We start from the raw sequence: 18,005 nt of genomic DNA, 5'->3' as shown, positions 1-18,005 counted from the left end.
AGTTGCATTGCAACTTAGTCATTTATTTTTTTACTGCAATGTATAAAATAGACGCCATGCAAACGCCGCAACCCAAAGTCTCTTTCAAGGAGCAGATGCATCAGGCCCGCGAGGATGCCATCCTCCAGTCCGCTTGCCGCCTGCTGGGCGAAAAAGCCTTCGACGCCATGACCATGGACGACGTGGCCAACGCCGTCGGTATCGCCAAGGCCAGCCTGTACAAGCATTTCTGCAGCAAGGAAGAGCTGTGCAGCGCCGCCATGGTGCAGATCCTGGGGCGCGTACAGGCTTATCTGGCAGGGTTGCCGGCCGACATGCCCCCGCTGGAAAAGCTGCATGCGCTGGTGCGCTGGTCGCTGGAGCGGCTGCTGACCAACGAGATGCCCCTGCTGCCCAGCCGCAACTCCACGCTGCGTGCGGTGCTCATGGCCAACAAGGACTACCTGAACGGACTAGTGGCTGTGAGCGACCAGATCGGCGAATGGATCACCCAGGCCCAGGCCCAAGGGGTGATCAGCCCCACGCTGCCACCGCTGGTCGTGCTGTACACCCTGTATGCGCGTGCGTGCGACCCGGTGGTGAGCTTCCTCAAGGAAGGCGGGCAGTATTCGGACGCCGAAATCGTGGACCTGGTGGTGCGCACCTGTTTTGACGGGCTGGCGGCGCGTTGAGCCAGGCAGCTTCATAGGCCACACAGCAAAAAGCCCGGCATGCCGGGCTTTTTGCTGTGTGGGTGCTGCGCCGGTGGGGCCAGGCAGCACCTGCGGTCCTGTCACTTGGGCAGGATCACCTTGTCCACCACGTGGATCACTCCATTGCTGGTGAATACGTCGGTGGCCACAATGCTGCTGGTGCGCATGTTCTGGTCGGTGATCACCAAGCTGGCGTTGATGGTGAAGGTCTGGCCCTGCACGGTGGTGATGGCGGTATTGACGGGCACTTCGGCCTTGAGCACGCGCGCGGGCACCACGTGGTAGGTCAGCACCTGGGTCAGCAGGGTCTTGTTGGCCAGCAGCGCGTCCTTGGTCACGCCCAGCTCGGTCAGCAGCGCAGCAAACGCGGCGTTGGTGGGGGCAAACACAGTGAAAGGGCCAGCGCCTTGCAGTGTGCTCACCAGGCCCGCGGCCACTACGGCCTCGACGAGGATGCTGAAGTCCGGCAGGGCCGAGGCCGTGGCCACGATGTCCTTGTCGGCGGGCAGCAGCACCTTGTCCACCAGATGCACCACGCCGTTGCTGGCCTGGATGTCGGTGCTGGTGATGGTGCTCACGCGGTTGCGGCCGTCGGTGATCTTCAGGCCGTTGTTCGACTCGATCTTGAAGAAGCCGCCCGACACCGGCGTGATCGCCTTGCCCAGAGGCACATCAGCCCGCATCACCTTGCTGCCCAGCACGTGGTAGGTCAGCACGGCGGTCAGCAGGGGCTTGTTGGCCAGCAGCGCTTCCTTGGTCACGCCCAGTTCGGTCAGCAACGCGGCAAACGCTGCGTTGGTGGGCGCGAACACGGTGAGCGTGCCTGTGCTCAGCGTGGGCGCCAGGCCTGCTGCGACCACGGCTTCGACCAGGATGCTCAGCTCGGGGGTGTTTTGCGCCAGTTCGACGATGTTGCGCTGGGGTTCGTCGTCGCTGCCCCCGCAGGCCTGCAACAGGGTGGTGCTGGCGCCCAGGGCGGCGGCCATCAGGACGGTGCGGCGATTGAATACGGTGTTCATGGCGGCTTCTCCTCGTGAATGGATGGTGGGTGAAAAGAGCAGTGGTGCCTGTGGCTTACTTGGGCATCAGCACCGTGTCGATCGCATGGATCACGCCGTTGCTGGCGGCCACGTCGGCGGCGATGACCTTGGACTGGTCCACCATCACGCCCATGTTGGTGGTGACGGTGAGTTCCTGGCCTTGCACGGTCTTGACCTTGCCGGCCTTCACATCCTTGGCCATGACCTTGCCGGGCACCACGTGGTAGGTCAGCACCTTCGTCAGTGCGGCCTTGTCGGCCAGCAGGCCGTCCAGCGTGGCCTTGGGGATCTTGGCGAAGGCTTCGTCGGTGGGAGCAAACACCGTGAATGGGCCGGGGCCCTTGAGGGTGTCCACCAGACCGGCGGCCTGCACGGCGGCCACCAGGGTCTTGAAGTTGCCCGCCTTCACAGCGGTATCGACGATGTCTTGCGCCATGGCGCTGAAGGTGGCGCCAGCGGTCAGAGCGAGTGCAATCAGAGTCTTCTTCATGGGTCGTTCCTCTCGGTTTCGATGGAATTGACACGCCAAGATGGGCGTGGCGCGAATGTATAACCATTTGGTACAAAAGTAAACTGATTGGTTATTCAATAACCATTTAGTCGTAACGAGATGAAAAAAAGCCCTGCAAGGCAGGGCTTTTGGATGGTGTTGCGCAGTTGCGCAGCGGAGCTGGCAGTTCAGCGAACGATCAGCAGCGGTACCTTGCTGTGCGCCAGCACCTGGGTGGTCACCGAGCCCATCACCAGCGTGGCGATGGCACCATGGCCGTGCGAACCCATAACCAGCAGGTCGAACTTGCCGGTGTCTGCCACCTTGGCGATGGTTTCGCCCACCGCGCCGACCTTGACGCTGCGCTTGGCATCCACGCCATGGCGGCCGAGGAACTTGCACACCGGTGCGAGGATTTTTTCGGCTTCTTCGGCGTGGTAGTTGTCCACCACTTCCTTGCCCAGCGCGGCACGGGCGCGGGGAGGCAGCGGGGCCTGCACCGTCAGCACGGTGTAGGTGTGGGTGCCGCCCAGCAGTTCTTCGTGGGTGGCCAGGTAGGCCAGCATTTTCTTGGTGTAGGCGCTGCCATCGACAGCAAGCAGGATGTTCATGGTGTTCTCCGAAAAGGGATGGGGCAGACTACTCTGCGCGGGTGCCTGTTGTCTTGACCTGGGTCATGTTGTTCTGTTCGGCGCGTGGCGGATTCGTACGAACCGCATGCTGATCATACGGTGACCACGCAGCGCGGCTGAAACGCTGCCTGCTCGCCCTTGCGTGCGTAACCGAGCGGGTTGGCCACCACCCGGCACTGCCAGGGCGATCCGTCGCTGCGCTGGCCCTGCACGGTGTAGTCGCTGGGCGCATGCAGGTGGCCATGCAGCCACAGCGGGGTGTGCATCAGCAGGTCGTCCAGTGCGTTGCAAAACCCTGCTGTGCCAGGCACCAGACCGTAGCGGGGGTCGGCGCTGCGCAGGCTGGGCGCAAAGTGGGTGACGACCACGGTGGGGCCGTCAAAAGGCTGCTGCAGCACATCGCGCAGCCACTGCTGGCAGACCAGCGCCTGCTCGCGCATGGGCTCGGCCAGAAACGGCTCTGTGTGGCGCGTGCCCCCGGTCTTGCGCAGGTAGAAGTTGGCCGCGCGAAAGGCCTTGTCCCGCAGCTTGAGCCGGCGCGTGAGGTCGGTCGTGCCCTCATGGTCGGCCAGTGCGTCGAAATCGCTCCACAGCGTCGTGCCGACAAAACGCACGCCTTGCAGCACCAGGGTTTCGCGCTCCAGCCACACAATGCCCAGTCGCTCGCAGGTCTGGCGCAGGCGCAGGTGCGCGGCATCGAAGTCCTGGGCGTCGTACTCGTGGTTGCCGGGCACAAACAGCACGGGGGTCGGCCAGCCTGCATATTGGGGCAACGTCGAAAACCGGGCCAGGCCGAAGTCGTCGTCGTCCAGTTGAGAGCCCTGCTGGTAGGAGCCCACGTCCCCCGCCAGCACCAGCACATCGGCGCCGGGGGCGGGTTCGGGCACAAAGTGCGGGTGAGCCTCCAGATGGAGGTCGGAGAGAAGCTGGATATTCATCAGATTGGGCGCAGATGGGTGCAGTCTACGGCGTGCCGTGCAGGTCCTGCCCGGGGAAGGTGCGTCGCGCTGACTGCGCGAGGGCCTGCAGCAGCCAGGTCATCGCGGCCTGCTGGGGGCCGCGCCGGCGCCACAGGGCATCTACGTGCACGGCGGGCACGTCCAGCGGCAGGGCCCGTTGCTCCAGGGCGTCGGCAATGCCGGTCACCGGCACAAAGTGGCGTGGCAGCACGGTCAACAGGTCCGAGCCCGACACCACCCGCCCTGCCGTGAAGAACTGATTGACCGTGATCACCACCTTACGCTCGCGGCCCAGCGACGCCAGGGCTTCGTCGATGAAGCCAAAAGGGCGGCCCGAAAAACTCACCAGCATGTGCCGCGCGGCGCAGTAGGTGTCCAGCGTCAGCGGGGCGTCGGCCAAAGGGTGGCCCTGGCGCATCACGCACACGTATTCGCCGTCGTACAGTCGGCGACTTTCAAAGGCCACCACGCCGCCCGATTGCGCCCGCGCGGTGAGGTCGGCAAGCGCTGCGGGAAAGTAGCCCACGGCCATGTCGGCCGCCTCTTCCTCTAGCAGGCGCCGGGGGTCGCGCGTGGTGAGCGGCAGCACGCGAATGGAGATGCCAGGGGCTTCGCGCTCGATGATTTCCACCAGGGCGGGCACCAGCGTCGCCGCCGTGGCATCGGCCATGGCCAGCACAAAGGTGGACTCGGCCGTTGCCGGGTCAAAGTGACCGGGCGCCAGGGACTCCTGCAAATGGGCCAGGGCCTCGCGCACCGGCGGCCACAGGGCCAGTGCGCGCGGCGTGGGCTCCACCCCCTGGCCGCTGCGCACCACCAGTTCATCGCCCACCACGTCCCGCAGGCGCCGCATGGCGTTGCTGACGGCCGGCTGGGTGATGGAGAGCTTGTGCGCGGCCCGGGTAAGGCTGCGCTCGGCCATCACCTCGTCAAAGACGCGCAGCAGGTTCAGGTCCAGGGAGCGGAAGTTCAGAGGGGTCATGGTGACCCTACAGCATATTCATCACTGATATGAATATCAATGATTCAAAATATAAACTTGAACATGCAAAGGGTAAACCCTAATATCACCCCATCGCCCGGCAATCTCGCCACAAGCGTTAGAAAAGGGAAACCGAAATGACCGCCTTTGCACACGTTGAGTACCCCACCGAACACCCCGGCGTTGTCCGCGCCGAAAACGCTGCCGCCGCCCTGAAGAGCGCTGCCGCCCATTTTGACGGCGCGCGTGGCGCAGCCTCCTTGCTGCTGGCCGCCGTGGTCTCCGCGCTGCTGGTGGTTGCCAACCAGGTGATCGACACTTGGACCGAAGGCCACCTGCTGGCTGCCTGGATGGTGCTGTGGCTCGTGGCCTTCGCCGCGCTGGCCCTGCTGACCAGCCCTGCCCGTCGCGCCGGTGTGGCGCTGCGCGGTTCCGCGCTGGCTTGGGCCGAAAGCCGTCGCCGCGCCGCTGAAGACCAGCGCACCTGGCAAGTCGCCCTGAAGGACCCCCGCATCATGGCCGAGCTGAACCACGCAATGGGCATTCCCACCGTGGACAGCATTCGCAAGTACTACTGAACTGAGGGTTTAGCGCAGCACACGCTGCGCAATCCAGCGAATTTAAGCCGTGGCAGACGCCACGGCTTTTTTTGTGTCTGCGTTTGTCATGCCCCACATGCCCCATTCCTGGTGCTCCAGGCCGCTGCTGTAGCTGCAGCGCGGAGGCGAAAAAAAGCCGTCCCGCGAGTGCGAGACGGCTTTGAGTGGGGGAGCTTCCTGGATCGAATGGGCGTATCAGGCCGCCAGGCGCTTTTCCAGTTGCGCCTTGGTATCGAGCAGCGCTTGGGGCAGGTGGTAGGCCAGCTGCTCAAAGTGTGCGGTGTGCAGCTTGAACTCTTCCGTCCATGCGGCCTTGTCGATGCTGGTCACGGCGTCGAACTTCTGGGCACTGAAATCCAGACCGGTCCAGTTGATCTCGGCGTACTGCGGGGCCACGCCGAACATGGTTTCCTGGCCGGCGGCCTGGCCTTCGATGCGGTCGATCATCCACTTGAGCACGCGCATGTTGTCGCCATAACCGGGCCAGACGAACTTGCCGGCTTCGTCCTTGCGGAACCAGTTCACGCAGAACACCTTGGGCAGCGCCTTGCCGGTGGCGGCAATTTGGCCTTCCATGTTCAGCCAGTGCTGGAAGTAGTCGCTCATGTTGTAGCCGCAGAACGGCAGCATGGCGAAGGGGTCACGGCGCACAACGCCCTGGGCGCCAAAGGCGGCGGCGGTGGTTTCGGAACCCATGGTCGCTGCCATGTACACGCCTTCGGTCCAGGTGCGGGCTTCGGTTACCAGCGGCACGGTGGTGGAGCGGCGGCCGCCGAAAATGAAGGCGTCAATGGCCACGCCATTGGCATCGTCCCACTGAGGGTCAAGCGCCGGGTTGTTGGTGGCAGCCACGGTGAAGCGCGAGTTCGGATGGGCAGCCTTGGCGCCGGTTTCCTTGGCGATCTGGGGCGTCCAGTCCTTGCCTTGCCAGTCGATCAGGTGGTCGGGCAGCTTGCCGGTGTCCTTTTCCATGCCTTCCCACCACACGTCGCCGTCGTCCGTCAGGGCCACGTTGGTGAAGATCACGTCCTTGTCCAGGCTGCGCATACAGTTGGGGTTGGTGTGCATGTTGGTGCCGGGGGCCACGCCAAAGTAGCCAGCCTCGGGATTGATGGCGTACATCTTGCCGTCGGCATGGGGCTTGATCCAGGCAATGTCGTCACCGATGGTGGTGACCTTCCAGCCGGCAAAGCCCGCCTCGGGCGGCACCAGCATGGAGAAGTTGGTCTTGCCGCAGGCACTGGGGAAGGCTGCTGCCACGTGGTACTTCTTGCCTTGGGGGTTGGTCACGCCCAGGATGAGCATGTGCTCGGCCAGCCAGCCTTGGTCACGGCCCATGGTGGAGGCGATGCGCAGGGCCAGGCACTTCTTGCCCAGCAGCGCATTGCCGCCGTAGCCCGAGCCGTAGGACCAGATTTCGCGCGTTTCGGGGTAGTGCACGATGTACTTGACCTTGGGGTTGCAAGGCCAGCTCGTCGTGTCCTTTTCGCCTTCGGCCAGGGGCGCGCCCACGGTGTGCATGCAGGGCACGAACTCGCCTTCCACGCCCAGCACGTCGTATACGGCCTTGCCCATGCGGGTCATGAGCTTCTGGTTCACGGCCACGTAGGCGCTGTCGGTCAGCTCCACACCGATGTGGGCAATGTGGCTGCCCAGCGGGCCCATGCTGAAGGGCACCACGTACATGGTGCGGCCCTTCATGCAGCCGTCAAACAGCGGCTGCAGCGTGGCGCGCATTTCAGCGGGGGCCATCCAGTTGTTGGTGGGGCCGGCATCTTCCTTGGCGGCCGAGCAGATGTATGTGCGGTCTTCCACACGGGCCACGTCCGATGGGTCGGACCAGGCCAGGAAGCTGCCAGGGCGCTTGGCGGGGTTCAGCTTCTTGAAGGTGCCGGCATCGACCAGTTGCTGGCACAGGCGGTCGTACTCTTCCTGGGAGCCATCGCACCAGTAGATGCTGTCGGGCTTGCACAGGGCGGCCATGTCGGCCACCCAGGCGAGCAGCCGGGCGTTTTTGACGTAAGCGGGGGCGTTGAGATTCAGGCCCTGCATCGTGGGTGCGTTCATCGGGGAGCTTCCTAAGTTGAAAAAACGTTTTTCCAAAGGAAGCGGACCGAACGGGTCACGGCGAGGCCTGGCGCAATTGCGGTGCTGAGCGCTGCCTTTGAAAAAACGGCTTTCGTGCTCAGTCGGCGGGCGGGAGCGTGTGTCAGCCCCACGGGTGGAGGCTAGTTCCACGGATTCCGCGGGTCGGCTGGGATGTCAATTTTATGAATCTGCCGCCCATTTGTCTGTCAGACAGGGGTCAAAACCATGCAAAAAAAACATAGGGTTATGCATGTGATCCGACGCCCGGCAGGCGCCGGGCTGTGGCGCTAGGGACGGGTCGCCGCACCGCTCCAGCGCTCAAAGCCCGCCTTGCGCAGCGCACAGGCCGGGCAGGTGCCACAGCCATAGCCCCAGGCATGCAGCGTGTCGCGCACGCCGTGGTAGCAGGTGTGCGAGTCGTTCACGATCAGATCGACCAGTGCTTGCCCACCCAGGGTCCGCGCCAGCTCCCAGGTCTCGGCCTTGTCCAGCCACATGAGGGGCGTCTCGAACGTGAACCGCTGGCCCATGCCCAGCGACACCGCCACTTGCAGCGCCTTGAGCGTGTCGTCGCGGCAGTCGGGGTAGCCGGAGAAGTCGGTCTCGCACATGCCGCCCACCAGGGTGTGCAGCCCGCGCCGGTAACCCACGGCGGTCGCCAGCTGGAAAAACAGCAGGTTGCGCCCCGGCACAAAGGTGTTGGGCAGGCCGGCCGCAGTCATCTGGATCTCGGCGTCGCTGGTCAGCGCGGTGTCGCTGATGTGGCCCAGCACCGCCAGGTCGAGCATGTGGTCGTCGCCCAGCCGGGCGTTCCACTGCGGAAACTGCGCGCGCAGCGACGCCAGCACCGTCTGCCTCGCCTGCAGCTCGATGTGGTGGCGCTGGCCGTAGTCAAAGCCGATGGTTTCCACATGGACAAAGTGCTCCAGGGCCCAGGCCAGGCAGGTGGTGGAGTCCTGGCCTCCGGAAAAGAGGACGAGTGCGTGTCCGGGTCTCATGGGGTTCTCCAGGTCAAACGAGGATGGAATGTGGGGGGCTGGACGAAAAAAAGCCCCGCACTGCGGGGCTGTGGGGGTGATGCCTGCCGGAGCGGTCAGGCCATCATCACGGCGATGAACGCCAGCAGGAACATCATGATGCCGCCCACCACTGGCAGCACCACGGGGACCACGTGAACGACGTTTTCCACGGGGTCGTTCGATGGCGTTGCAGAGGCGTGCGAAGTGTTGTGGTCAGACATGGTTGGCTCCAGATGCTTAAAACTTGCGCAATTCTAGCCGCGAGAACCTGTGCAGGGGCAAAACCCTGTGGTCTCTATGCACAGGCTCTCAGATCAGGTCGGCCTGCATGCCCGCCGCCCGCAGCTGTCCCAGCACCTCATCGACATGGGTCTTGCCCCGGGTTTGCAGCACCAGCTCAATCTCCACGTTCTGCGCGGCCAGCATGGTGAAGGCGCGCTGGTGGTGCACCTCCTCGATGTTGGCACCCGCGTCGGCTACGGTGGCGGTGATGTGCGCCAACACGCCGGGCACATCGCGTGCGCTGACCTTGATGCGCGCGAGGCGCCCCGAGCGCACCATGCCGCGTTCGATGATGGCCGCCAGCAGCAGCGGGTCGATGTTGCCGCCGCACAGCACCAGGCCCACGCGCTTGCCCTGGAAGCGTTCGGGGTAGCGCACCAGCGCCGCCAAGCCAGCAGCCCCTGCGCCTTCGACCAGGGTCTTTTCAATCTCCAGCAGCATCAGCACCGCCTGTTCGATGTCGCCCTCGTCCACCAGCACCAGGTCGTCCACCAGGCGCTTGACGATCTCTTGCGTGATCTTGCCCGGCGTGCCCACGGCAATACCCTCAGCGATGGTGGAGGTGCCCTGCGGGTGGTGCGTACCCTTGACGGCGTTGACCATGGCCGGAAAGCGTGCGGTCTGCACGCCCACGATCTCGATGCCCGGCTTGAGCGCCTTGGCGGCCGTGGCCACTCCAGAGATCAACCCGCCGCCGCCCACGGCGATCACCAGCGTATCGAGGTCGGGCACGGCCTGCAGCATCTCCAGGCCCAGAGTGCCCTGTCCCGCAGCCACGCCTTCATCGTCATACGGGTGCACAAAGGTCAGGCCCTGCGCGTCTGCCAGTGCATAGGCATGGGCGCGGGCTTCTTCCAGCGTGTCGCCATGCAGCACCACGTCCGCGCCAAATCCGCGCGTGCGCTCCACCTTCACGCCGGGCGTGAAGCGCGGCATCACGATGACTGCGCGCAGGCCCAGGCGCTGTGCGTGGTAGGCCACGCCTTGGGCATGGTTGCCAGCGCTCATGGCCACCACGCCGCGCGCACGCTCCTCGTCGGTAAGCAGCGTGAGACGGTTGCAGGCGCCGCGCTCCTTGAAGGACGCGGTGAACTGCAGGTTCTCGAACTTGAGGAACACCTGCGCACCCACGATCTGCGAGAGCGTCTTGGATTCGACACAGGGGGTGTCCAGCACCTGGCCTTGTAAGCGGGTGGCGGCGTCGCGGATGTCTTGAAGGGTCAGCATGGGCCGATTGTGGCGCAATGCGCGCCGTTGGAGCGCGGCGGCGGGTGCAGGCCGAAAAATGGAGTGAAAAGTACTCCAAGCGCAAGAGGATCATGCGTTAGCAGCTATCAATTTTGATGATCTATTTGAGACCCAGCCTGCGCGCCAGCTTGTGCAGGTTGCTCGCGTCCACCTCCAGCGCACGCGCGGCCTGGGCCCAGTTGCCCTGGTGGCGCGCCAGCGCCTGGGTGATGGCGTGCCGCTGGCAAGCATCCACGGCGTCGCGAAGCGGGCTGCCGGCTGTGTCCGTCGTGGAGGCAGTCGCGGGTGGCTCTGTGGCCTGAGCGAGAGCACTCGCGTCCAGCGGGGCAGGGGCTGCGCTGGCGGCGTGGGCGTCCAGGTCCAGCAGCACGGGCTCCAGCGTCACGATGTCGGTGCGGCTCACACCCCGGCTCAGCGCCTTGAGGGCGGCCCGGCTGATCACATGCTCCAGCTCGCGGATATTGCCGGGCCAAGGGTATCGGCGCAGCGCCTCTTGCGCGCTGGCCGACAGCCGCAGGCTGCGCAGACCGAGGCGCGCACGGTTCAACTCCAGAAACCGGCCCGCAATGAGCAGCACATCGTTGCCCCGCTCGCGCAGCGGCGGGATGGGCACCGGGTACACGGAGAGCCGGTGGTACAGGTCAGCGCGAAAGTCGCCCGCAGCCACCTGCTCGCGCAGGTTGCGATTGGTGGCGGCGACCACCCGCACGTCCACACGGCGTGGCCGGTCGGCGCCCAGGCGCTGGATTTCGCCGTTCTGCAGCGTGCGCAGCAGCTTGGCCTGCACGGCCAGCGGCAGCTCGCCCACCTCGTCCAGGAACAGCGTGCCGCCCTCGGCGGCCTCAAAGCGACCGGGCCGGTCGGTCACCGCACCCGAGAACGCGCCGCGCACGTGGCCGAAGAGCTCGCTCTCGGCCAGCGACTCCGGCAGCGCCGCGCAGTTCACATGCACCAGCGGGCGTGCAGCGCGCGGGGACTGGCGGTGCAGCAGGCGCGCAAACAGCTCCTTGCCCACGCCGGTTTCGCCCAGCAGCAGCACGGGCAGGTCCGAGCCCGCCACCACCTCCAGCTCGTGCAGCAGGCGCAGCAGGGGCTCGCTCTGGCCGACGATCTCCATGTCGCCCTCGCCAGCGCGGGCGGTGCGCTCGTCGTCGGCACCACGGTTGTTGGGGGCGCTGCGCAGCGCCTGCACCTCGCGCTCCAGCCGCGAGATGCGCACCGCGGCTTCCACCAGCACCTTGCAGTCGGCCAGCGCGGCGCGCGCAGCCTCTCCAAAGGTACCGGTCTGCAAGGCATCGAGCGTGAGCACGCCCCAGGGCTGGCCGTCTACCTGCAGGCTCACACCCATGCAGTCGTGCACGGGCAGGGGCTCGCCCACCAGGGTGTCGAGCAGGCCATCGTAGGGGTCGGGCAGGGTGCTGTCGTGGTCAAAGCAGGTCACCTCCCGCCGCGCCAGGATGGCTGCGAGCCTCGGGTGCTGGCTGACTGCAAAGCGGCGTCCCAGCGCCTCGCGCACCAGGCCGTCCACGGCGGCGGGTCGCAAGTGGTCCTGTTCCAGTTGCAACAGTGCCACAGCACCGCAGTGAAAGCGGGCGCGCAGATGGTCTACCAGCCGCTGCAGGCGCACGGCCTGCGGCAGATCGGTGGACAGGTCGGCCAGCAGGGGTTGGTGATCCATGGTGCTTTTTACCTCATATGGGTGAATCTAACCCCAATCTGCTGGGGTAATAAATACCATGAACTTCGTAAGCACTTGATTTTATTGGGAGCTGCCGCTGGCCAGGCGCTTGCAATAGGGGGTGGACCGATTCACTCGTCACCTCACCATGATCATCACATCCTGTCCACCTGCGGCCTGCCTGGCCCTCCCGACGGCCAGCCCTCGCTGGCCCCGCCCGTTCGCCGTTTCATCGAAGCAGGAGGCCCGCCATGGGTAACTACCGCAAGCTCTGGTTCACGCTGATCGGCGTGCTCATCGTCACCTTCAGCCTGCTGGGCTACTACGGCGCCGAGGTGTACCGCACCGCGCCGCCCATCCCCGCGCGCATCGCCACGGCCGGGGGCGAGATCCTCTACACGCACGACAGCATCCTGGACGGCCAGACCGCCTGGCAGTCGGTGGGCGGCATGCAGCTGGGCTCCATCTGGGGCCACGGCGCCTACCAGGCGCCCGACTGGACAGCCGACTGGCTGCACCGCGAGCTGCTCAACTGGCTCGATGTCGCGGCCGAGCGCGCGCATGGCAAGCCGTTTGCCGAGATCGACGCCGCCGCGCAGGCCGTGCTGCGCGACCGCATGAAGACCGAGTACCGCACCAACACCTACAACCCCGAAATGGGCGTGGCCATGGTGTCGTCCACACGGGCCGATGCGATCGCGAAGACCGCGCTGTATTACGACCAGCTTTTCAGCGATGCACCCGCGCTGCACAAGACCCGCGAGCATTTCGCGATGAAGGAGAACACCTTGCCCAGCGCCGAGCGTCGCGCGCAGATGATGGGCTTCTTCTTCTGGACGGCCTGGGCCGCCGCCACCGAGCGCCCGGGTACGACAGCAACGTACACCAACAACTGGCCGCACGAACCGCTCATCGGAAACAAGCCTACCGCAGAGAACATGGTGTGGTCGGTGATGAGCGTGGTCGTGATGATGGCGGGCGTGGGCTTCCTCGTGTGGGGCTGGGCCTTCTTGCGCAAGCACGACGAGGTGGACCCCACGCCCCCGAAGCACGACCCGCTGTCGCGCGTGCCGCTCACGCCCTCGCAGCGTGCCCTGGGCAAGTATTTGTTCCTCATCGTCGCGCTGTTCAGCTTCCAGGTGCTGCTGGGCGGCTTCACGGCGCACTACACGGTGGAAGGCCAGCAGTTCTACGGCATCGACGTGTCGCAGTGGTTCCCGTACTCGCTGGTGCGCACCTGGCACATCCAGAGCGCGCTGTTCTGGATCGCCTCGGGCTTTTTGGCGGCCGGCCTGTTCCTCGCACCGCTCATCAACGGCGGCAAAGACCCGGCGTACCAGAAGCTCGGCGTGGACATCCTGTTCTGGGCGCTGGTGGTCGTGGTGGTGGGCTCGTTCGCGGGCAACTACCTGGCCATTGCGCAGATCATGCCGCCCGAGTGGAACTTCTGGCTGGGTCATCAGGGCTATGAATACGTGGACCTGGGCCGCCTGTGGCAGATCGGCAAGTTCACCGGCGTGGCCTTCTGGCTGGTGCTGATGTTGCGCGGCATCCTGCCGGCGTTCCGCCAGCCCGGCGACAAGAACCTGCTGGCGCTGCTTTCTGCATCGGTCATCGCCATCGGCCTGTTTTACGGCGCCGGCTTCTTCTATGGCGAGCGCACGCACCTGTCGGTGATGGAGTACTGGCGCTGGTGGGTGGTGCATCTGTGGGTCGAGGGCTTCTTCGAAGTCTTCGCCACCACGGCGCTGGCCTTCATTTTCTCCACGCTGGGGCTGGTGTCGGTGCGCATGGCCACCACGGCCAGCCTGGCCTCGGCCTCGCTGTTCATGCTGGGCGGCGTGCCCGGCACCTTCCACCACCTGTACTTTGCCGGCACCACCACGCCGGTGATGGCCGTGGGCGCGGCCTTCAGCGCGCTCGAAGTCGTGCCCCTGGTCGTGCTGGGCCATGAGGCCTGGGAACACTGGCGCCTGCAACACCGCGCGCCCTGGATGGCTCGGCTGCGCTGGCCGCTCATGTGCTTCGTCGCCGTGGCCTTCTGGAACATGCTGGGCGCGGGCGTCTTTGGCTTCATGATCAACCCGCCCATCTCGCTGTACTACGTGCAGGGTCTGAACACCACGCCCGTGCATGCGCATGCCGCGCTGTTCGGTGTGTACGGCTTCCTGGCGCTGGGCTTCACGCTGCTGGTGCTGCGCTACATCCGGCCGCAGCTGGTATTCAGCGACCGGCTCATGGCCACGGGCTTCTGGTGGCTCAACGCGGGCCTGGTGCTGATGATTGCCACCAGCCTGCTGCCCATCGGCCTGTTCCAGTTCCACGCCAGCGTGAGCGAAGGCCTGTGGTACGCCCGGGGCGAGGCCTTCATGCAGCAGCCCTTCATCCAGACGCTGCGCTGGGTGCGCACCTTCGGCGACGTGGTCTTCATCGTCGGCGCGCTGGCCGTGGCCTGGCAGGTGGTGAGCGGCGTGTTGGGATCGCGTGCGCCAGCCGTCCCTGCAGGCGCCACCTTGGCGGAGACCCGCCGCTGACCCGCGCCGTGCGCTGCCACCACCATCCCCGGCGGCAGCGCAGGCCCTTATTCATCCCACAAGGAGCGAACATGAACCTCGACAAATTCAAACACCAGCACACCGACATCCTGCGCAGCATCGCCACCTTGCGCGCCCTGGCCCATGCCGGTGTGGAGGCCAACGCCACGACCATCGCCCAGGGCATCGTTGCGATGAGCGGCACCATCAAGCTGCACCTGGCCGTAGAGGACCAGGTGCTGTACCCCGCACTGCAGCGCGGCGGCAATGCAGACCTGGCGCGCATGGGGCGCCAGTACCAGAGCGAGATGGCCTCCATTGCCAGCGCCTACGACGCCTTCGCACGCCGCTGGAACACTGCCGAACAGGTTCGGCGCGATGCCGAGGGCTTTCGCAGTGAAGCCAATGTGGTGCTGCGCCGCGTGTTTGAACGCATGCAGCGCGAGGACCACGACTTTTATCCACGCATCGAAGAGGAAGAAACCGCTGATTGCCATTGATAGGCCCAATGGCTGGGCGCTCCAGCCGTTCCCCATCCATCGGTAGGGCCTGAGGGCACCTCCCTTCACCGGCCCCAGAGGCCGGTTTTTTTGTTGCGGACTCGGTCTTTAGCGCAGAGCGTCAGCCTTGCTGGCACACCCTCAGCACCTCCGCCCCGTAAGCCTCCAGCTTCTTCGCCCCCATGCCGCTGATACCCTGCAGGTCGTCCAGGGACGCGGGGTTGCGCTCGGCAATCGCAGCCAGTGTGGCGTCGTGAAAGATCACATATGCGGGCAGGTTGTGCTCGCGTGCCACCTCGGCGCGCCAGGCCTTGAGGTTGATGAAGCGTGCCTGGGCATCGGGCCCCAGGTTGGCGGCAGCGGCGGGCGGTGCCGTGCTGCGGCGCGTGCGCTTGGCGGGCGCGCTGGCCGTGGATTCGCGCAGCAGCACGGGCACGTCCCCCTTGAGCACGGGGCGGGAGCCTTCGGTGAGGCTCAGCGTGTCGAAGCTGTGTCCGCTTTCCAGCATCACCTTTTGCAGCCCCACGGCCCCGGTGGCCAGCAGCTGGCGCAGCACGCCGCGCAACTGCGCTTCGGAATACTCCTTGCCCACGCCGAAGGTGGACACCTTGTCGTGCCCAAACTGCTTCACCTTCTCGGTGTCCTTGCCGCGCACGATGTCCATGATGTGGCCGGTGCCAAAGCTCAGGCCGCTGGCCTGCTGCACGCGGTAGATGGTGGACAGCAGCTTGCGGGCGGCATCCGTGCCGTCCCACACCGCAGGCGGGTTCAGGCAGTTGTCGCAGTTGCCGCAGGGTGTGGAGTGTTCCCCGAAATAGCCGAGCAGCCGCACGCGCCGGCAATCGGTGGCTTCGGCCAGGGCCAACAGCGCATCGAGCTTGCCGCGCATCACCTGCTTGAACTCCTCGCTCGCGGGGCTCTCGTCGATCATGCGGCGCTGGTTCACCACGTCCTGCAGGCCGTAGGCCATCCAGGCGTCGGCGTTCAGCCCGTCGCGGCCTGCGCGGCCGGTCTCCTGGTAGTAGCCCTCGATGTTCTTGGGCATGTCCACATGCGCCACAAAGCGCACGTCGGGTTTGTCGATGCCCATGCCGAACGCGATGGTGGCCACCATCACGATGCCTTCCTCGCGCAGGAAGCGGTCCTGGTTCTGCTGGCGCACCTCAGCAGGCAGGCCGGCGTGGTAGGGCAGGGACTTGAGGCCCGCGTCCACCAGTGCGGCCGACATCTCCTCCACGCGCTTGCGCGACTGGCAGTACACCACGCCCGCGTCCTCCGGGTGCTCGCGCTCGATGAAGCGCAGCAACTGCGCCAGCGGCTCCTTCTTTTCCTCGATGCGGTAGCGGATGTTGGGCCGGTCAAAGCTGCTCACGAAGTGCTGCGCGCCCTCCAGCTGCAGCCGCTCCACGATGTCGGCGCGCGTCAGCGCATCGGCCGTGGCCGTGAGCGCAATGCGCGGCACGCCCGCATAACGCTCGTGCAGCACCGTGAGCGCGCGGTATTCGGGGCGGAAGTCGTGGCCCCACTGGCTCACACAGTGCGCCTCGTCGATGGCAAACAGCGACAGGTGACCGCCGTGGTACAGACTGTCGAGCAGGCCCAGGAACCGGGGCGTGTTCAGCCGCTCGGGCGCGGCATACAGCAGTGTGATGTCGCCAGTCTGCAGCCGCAGCTCCACGTCCAGCGTCTCGTCATAGCTCAGCGTGGAGTTGAGAAACGCGGCAGACACCCCCGCCTCGTGCAGCGCGCCCACCTGGTCGTGCATCAACGCAATCAGCGGCGAGACCACGATGGTGACCCCACGCCCCTGCTGCTGGCGCACGATGGCTGGCACCTGATAACACAGCGACTTGCCGCCGCCCGTGGGCATGAGCACCAGCGCATCGCCGCCCGCGATCACATGCTCGACGATGGCCTGCTGGGGACCGCGAAACTGCTCGTAGCCAAAAACGGCCTGCAAAACGGCATGGGCAGGGGACAGTGCGGGGGACAGGCGAGGAGACAAACGAATACTCTGAAATTGATAGCTGCCAGCGCATACGAATCCAGCGCTTGGTGCCAATAAGGCCAAAATCCTTTGCCGTGCCTGGTCTTGGCCCCGTGCGCGGCAGGCGCATATTGTGCGCTGCAAGAGGGCGAGGGGCCGGCTTTCTACAATAGCGCCCTATGCAAGCCCTCCACTACACGCGCGCCGCGCAACTGCCCGACATCCTCGCCCAACGCATCGTCATCCTCGACGGCGCCATGGGCACCATGATCCAGCGCTTCAAGCTGGGCGAGGCGCAGTACCGGGGCGAGGGCTACACCGGGCCGGATGGCGCGGGCGACCGGTTCAAGGACTTTGCGTACGACGTGAAGGGCAACAACGAGCTGCTCAGCATCACCCGTCCCGATGTGATCCGCGACATCCACGAGCGCTACCTGGCGGCCGGGGCTGACCTGATCGAAACCAACACCTTCGGCGCGACCACCGTGGCGCAGGAGGACTACCACATGGCCCACCTGGCGCGCGAGATGAACCTGCGCTCCGCCCAATTGGCGCGCGCAGCTTGCGACAAGTATTCGACGCCCGACAAGCCTCGCTTTGTGGCCGGAGCCCTCGGCCCCACGCCCAAGACGGCCAGCATCAGCCCCGACGTGAACGACCCGGGCGCCCGCAACATCGACTTTGAAACCCTGCGCGCTGCCTACTACGAGCAGACCGAAGCGCTGGTCGAAGGCGGCGCCGACGTGCTGCTGGTTGAGACCATCTTCGACACCCTGAACGCCAAAGCCGCGCTGTTCGCGATTGACGAGTTCTTTGAAAAGAGCGGCGAGCGCCTGCCGCTCATCATCAGCGGCACCGTGACCGACGCCTCCGGCCGCATCCTGTCGGGCCAGACCGTGACCGCCTTCTGGCACAGCGTGCGCCACTCGCGCCCCCTGGCCATTGGCCTGAACTGCGCGCTGGGTGCCACGCTGATGCGCCCCTACATCCAGGAGCTGAACCGCGTGGCCGAGGACACGTTCATTAGCTGCTACCCCAACGCCGGCCTGCCCAACCCCATGAGCGACACCGGCTTTGACGAAACGCCCGAGATCACCAGCCGCCTGGTGCACGAGTTCGCGGCGGAGGGGCTGGTCAACATCCTGGGCGGCTGCTGCGGTACCACGCCAGACCACATCGGCGCCATTGCCAAGGCAGTGGCCGATGTGCCTACGCGCAAGATGTTCTACCCCGCAGAAGCCTGAATTTGAGTCAAATCGTCCTCTAGCGCTTATT

16 protein-coding genes are annotated in these 18,005 nt (G+C 65.5%); 5 read left to right on the top strand and 11 right to left on the bottom strand.

Features of this window, described 5'->3' with window-relative positions; all coding sequences use genetic code 11:
• The first annotated feature begins 56 nt into the window (after positions 1 to 56).
• The gene (locus ACT531_RS03385; protein ID WP_056057714.1) at positions 57 to 671 is read left to right on the top strand and encodes a TetR/AcrR family transcriptional regulator; all 615 of its coding nucleotides are present in this window, start codon (positions 57 to 59) and stop codon (positions 669 to 671) included.
• A gap of 101 nt (positions 672 to 772) precedes the next feature.
• Here ACT531_RS03385 and ACT531_RS03380 read toward each other — a convergent pair whose 3' ends face one another.
• The 5 genes from ACT531_RS03380 to ACT531_RS03360 all read right to left on the bottom strand — a co-directional run bounded on the left by ACT531_RS03380 (position 773) and on the right by ACT531_RS03360 (position 4,795).
• Positions 773 to 1,711: a fasciclin domain-containing protein gene (locus ACT531_RS03380; RefSeq protein WP_099731587.1), complete on the bottom strand. Its 939-nt coding sequence runs from the start codon at positions 1,709 to 1,711 to the stop codon at positions 773 to 775.
• 55 nt (positions 1,712 to 1,766) lie between these two features.
• The gene (locus ACT531_RS03375) at positions 1,767 to 2,222 is read right to left on the bottom strand and encodes a fasciclin domain-containing protein (protein WP_056057084.1); all 456 of its coding nucleotides are present in this window, start codon (positions 2,220 to 2,222) and stop codon (positions 1,767 to 1,769) included.
• Between the two features lie 188 nt (positions 2,223 to 2,410).
• Entirely contained in the window at positions 2,411 to 2,833 is a 423-nt protein-coding gene (locus ACT531_RS03370) for a universal stress protein (protein WP_015011999.1), read from the bottom strand.
• 113 nt (positions 2,834 to 2,946) lie between these two features.
• Entirely contained in the window at positions 2,947 to 3,792 is an 846-nt protein-coding gene (locus tag ACT531_RS03365) for a metallophosphoesterase (RefSeq protein WP_015012000.1), read from the bottom strand.
• A 25-nt stretch (positions 3,793 to 3,817) separates the two neighbouring features.
• Positions 3,818 to 4,795: a LysR family transcriptional regulator gene (locus tag ACT531_RS03360; RefSeq protein WP_476016463.1), complete on the bottom strand. Its 978-nt coding sequence runs from the start codon at positions 4,793 to 4,795 to the stop codon at positions 3,818 to 3,820.
• 137 nt (positions 4,796 to 4,932) lie between these two features.
• Between ACT531_RS03360 and ACT531_RS03355 the strand changes: the two genes are divergently transcribed.
• Positions 4,933 to 5,373 carry a hypothetical protein gene (locus ACT531_RS03355; RefSeq protein ID WP_015012002.1) on the top strand — a complete coding sequence of 147 codons (441 nt, stop codon included), beginning with the start codon at positions 4,933 to 4,935 and terminating at the stop codon, positions 5,371 to 5,373.
• 216 nt (positions 5,374 to 5,589) lie between these two features.
• Here ACT531_RS03355 and ACT531_RS03350 read toward each other — a convergent pair whose 3' ends face one another.
• The 5 genes from ACT531_RS03350 to norR all read right to left on the bottom strand — a co-directional run bounded on the left by ACT531_RS03350 (position 5,590) and on the right by norR (position 11,709).
• Entirely contained in the window at positions 5,590 to 7,461 is a 1,872-nt protein-coding gene (locus ACT531_RS03350) for a phosphoenolpyruvate carboxykinase (GTP) (RefSeq protein ID WP_476016462.1), read from the bottom strand.
• A 308-nt stretch (positions 7,462 to 7,769) separates the two neighbouring features.
• Positions 7,770 to 8,480: a 7-cyano-7-deazaguanine synthase QueC gene (gene queC, locus ACT531_RS03345; protein WP_476016461.1), complete on the bottom strand. Its 711-nt coding sequence runs from the start codon at positions 8,478 to 8,480 to the stop codon at positions 7,770 to 7,772.
• Between the two features lie 95 nt (positions 8,481 to 8,575).
• Positions 8,576 to 8,722, bottom strand: a complete 147-nt coding sequence (locus ACT531_RS03340) for a hypothetical protein (RefSeq protein ID WP_203422270.1) — start codon at positions 8,720 to 8,722, stop codon at positions 8,576 to 8,578.
• 88 nt (positions 8,723 to 8,810) lie between these two features.
• Complete coding sequence (locus ACT531_RS03335; protein ID WP_476016460.1) at positions 8,811 to 10,010, bottom strand: threonine ammonia-lyase; 1,200 nt, start codon at positions 10,008 to 10,010, stop codon at positions 8,811 to 8,813.
• 121 nt (positions 10,011 to 10,131) lie between these two features.
• Positions 10,132 to 11,709 carry a nitric oxide reductase transcriptional regulator NorR gene (norR, locus tag ACT531_RS03330; protein ID WP_476016459.1) on the bottom strand — a complete coding sequence of 526 codons (1,578 nt, stop codon included), beginning with the start codon at positions 11,707 to 11,709 and terminating at the stop codon, positions 10,132 to 10,134.
• A gap of 251 nt (positions 11,710 to 11,960) precedes the next feature.
• Here norR and ACT531_RS03325 point away from each other — a divergent pair, with 251 nt between their 5' ends.
• Entirely contained in the window at positions 11,961 to 14,243 is a 2,283-nt protein-coding gene (locus ACT531_RS03325) for a nitric-oxide reductase large subunit (protein WP_476016458.1), read from the top strand.
• Between the two features lie 71 nt (positions 14,244 to 14,314).
• On the top strand, positions 14,315 to 14,743 hold the full coding sequence (locus tag ACT531_RS03320; RefSeq protein WP_015012009.1) for a hemerythrin domain-containing protein: 429 nt from the start codon (positions 14,315 to 14,317) through the stop codon (positions 14,741 to 14,743).
• A gap of 121 nt (positions 14,744 to 14,864) precedes the next feature.
• On the opposite strand, the gene recQ is transcribed toward ACT531_RS03320, so the two are convergent.
• On the bottom strand, positions 14,865 to 16,724 hold the full coding sequence (gene recQ, locus ACT531_RS03315; RefSeq protein WP_476016620.1) for a DNA helicase RecQ: 1,860 nt from the start codon (positions 16,722 to 16,724) through the stop codon (positions 14,865 to 14,867).
• 185 nt (positions 16,725 to 16,909) lie between these two features.
• Here recQ and ACT531_RS03310 point away from each other — a divergent pair, with 185 nt between their 5' ends.
• Positions 16,910 to 17,974, top strand: coding sequence for a homocysteine S-methyltransferase family protein (locus ACT531_RS03310; protein ID WP_291443351.1), 1,065 nt, complete (start codon positions 16,910 to 16,912; stop codon positions 17,972 to 17,974).
• Positions 17,975 to 18,005 lie beyond the last annotated feature (31 nt).

The organism is Acidovorax sp. DMC1 (assembly GCF_056314325.1).
The sequence above is the reverse complement of the archived record's forward strand: the minus strand, read 5'-3'. Positions and strand labels throughout refer to the sequence as shown.

What these genes read in the sequence shown, in the direction of transcription:
- queC (WP_476016461.1), bottom strand. Translation starts at nt 8,480, where the DNA reads ATGAGACCCGGACACGCACTCGTCCTCTTTTCCGGAGGCCAGGACTCC.
- ACT531_RS03385 (WP_056057714.1), top strand. Translation starts at nt 57, where the DNA reads ATGCAAACGCCGCAACCCAAAGTCTCTTTCAAGGAGCAGATGCATCAG.
- ACT531_RS03350 (WP_476016462.1), bottom strand. Translation starts at nt 7,461, where the DNA reads ATGAACGCACCCACGATGCAGGGCCTGAATCTCAACGCCCCCGCTTAC.
- ACT531_RS03365 (WP_015012000.1), bottom strand. Translation starts at nt 3,792, where the DNA reads ATGAATATCCAGCTTCTCTCCGACCTCCATCTGGAGGCTCACCCGCAC.
- ACT531_RS03325 (WP_476016458.1), top strand. Translation starts at nt 11,961, where the DNA reads ATGGGTAACTACCGCAAGCTCTGGTTCACGCTGATCGGCGTGCTCATC.
- ACT531_RS03310 (WP_291443351.1), top strand. Translation starts at nt 16,910, where the DNA reads ATGCAAGCCCTCCACTACACGCGCGCCGCGCAACTGCCCGACATCCTC.
- norR (WP_476016459.1), bottom strand. Translation starts at nt 11,709, where the DNA reads ATGGATCACCAACCCCTGCTGGCCGACCTGTCCACCGATCTGCCGCAG.
- ACT531_RS03380 (WP_099731587.1), bottom strand. Translation starts at nt 1,711, where the DNA reads ATGAACACCGTATTCAATCGCCGCACCGTCCTGATGGCCGCCGCCCTG.
- ACT531_RS03355 (WP_015012002.1), top strand. Translation starts at nt 4,933, where the DNA reads ATGACCGCCTTTGCACACGTTGAGTACCCCACCGAACACCCCGGCGTT.
- ACT531_RS03320 (WP_015012009.1), top strand. Translation starts at nt 14,315, where the DNA reads ATGAACCTCGACAAATTCAAACACCAGCACACCGACATCCTGCGCAGC.
- ACT531_RS03340 (WP_203422270.1), bottom strand. Translation starts at nt 8,722, where the DNA reads ATGTCTGACCACAACACTTCGCACGCCTCTGCAACGCCATCGAACGAC.
- ACT531_RS03335 (WP_476016460.1), bottom strand. Translation starts at nt 10,010, where the DNA reads ATGCTGACCCTTCAAGACATCCGCGACGCCGCCACCCGCTTACAAGGC.
- ACT531_RS03360 (WP_476016463.1), bottom strand. Translation starts at nt 4,795, where the DNA reads ATGACCCCTCTGAACTTCCGCTCCCTGGACCTGAACCTGCTGCGCGTC.
- ACT531_RS03370 (WP_015011999.1), bottom strand. Translation starts at nt 2,833, where the DNA reads ATGAACATCCTGCTTGCTGTCGATGGCAGCGCCTACACCAAGAAAATG.
- ACT531_RS03375 (WP_056057084.1), bottom strand. Translation starts at nt 2,222, where the DNA reads ATGAAGAAGACTCTGATTGCACTCGCTCTGACCGCTGGCGCCACCTTC.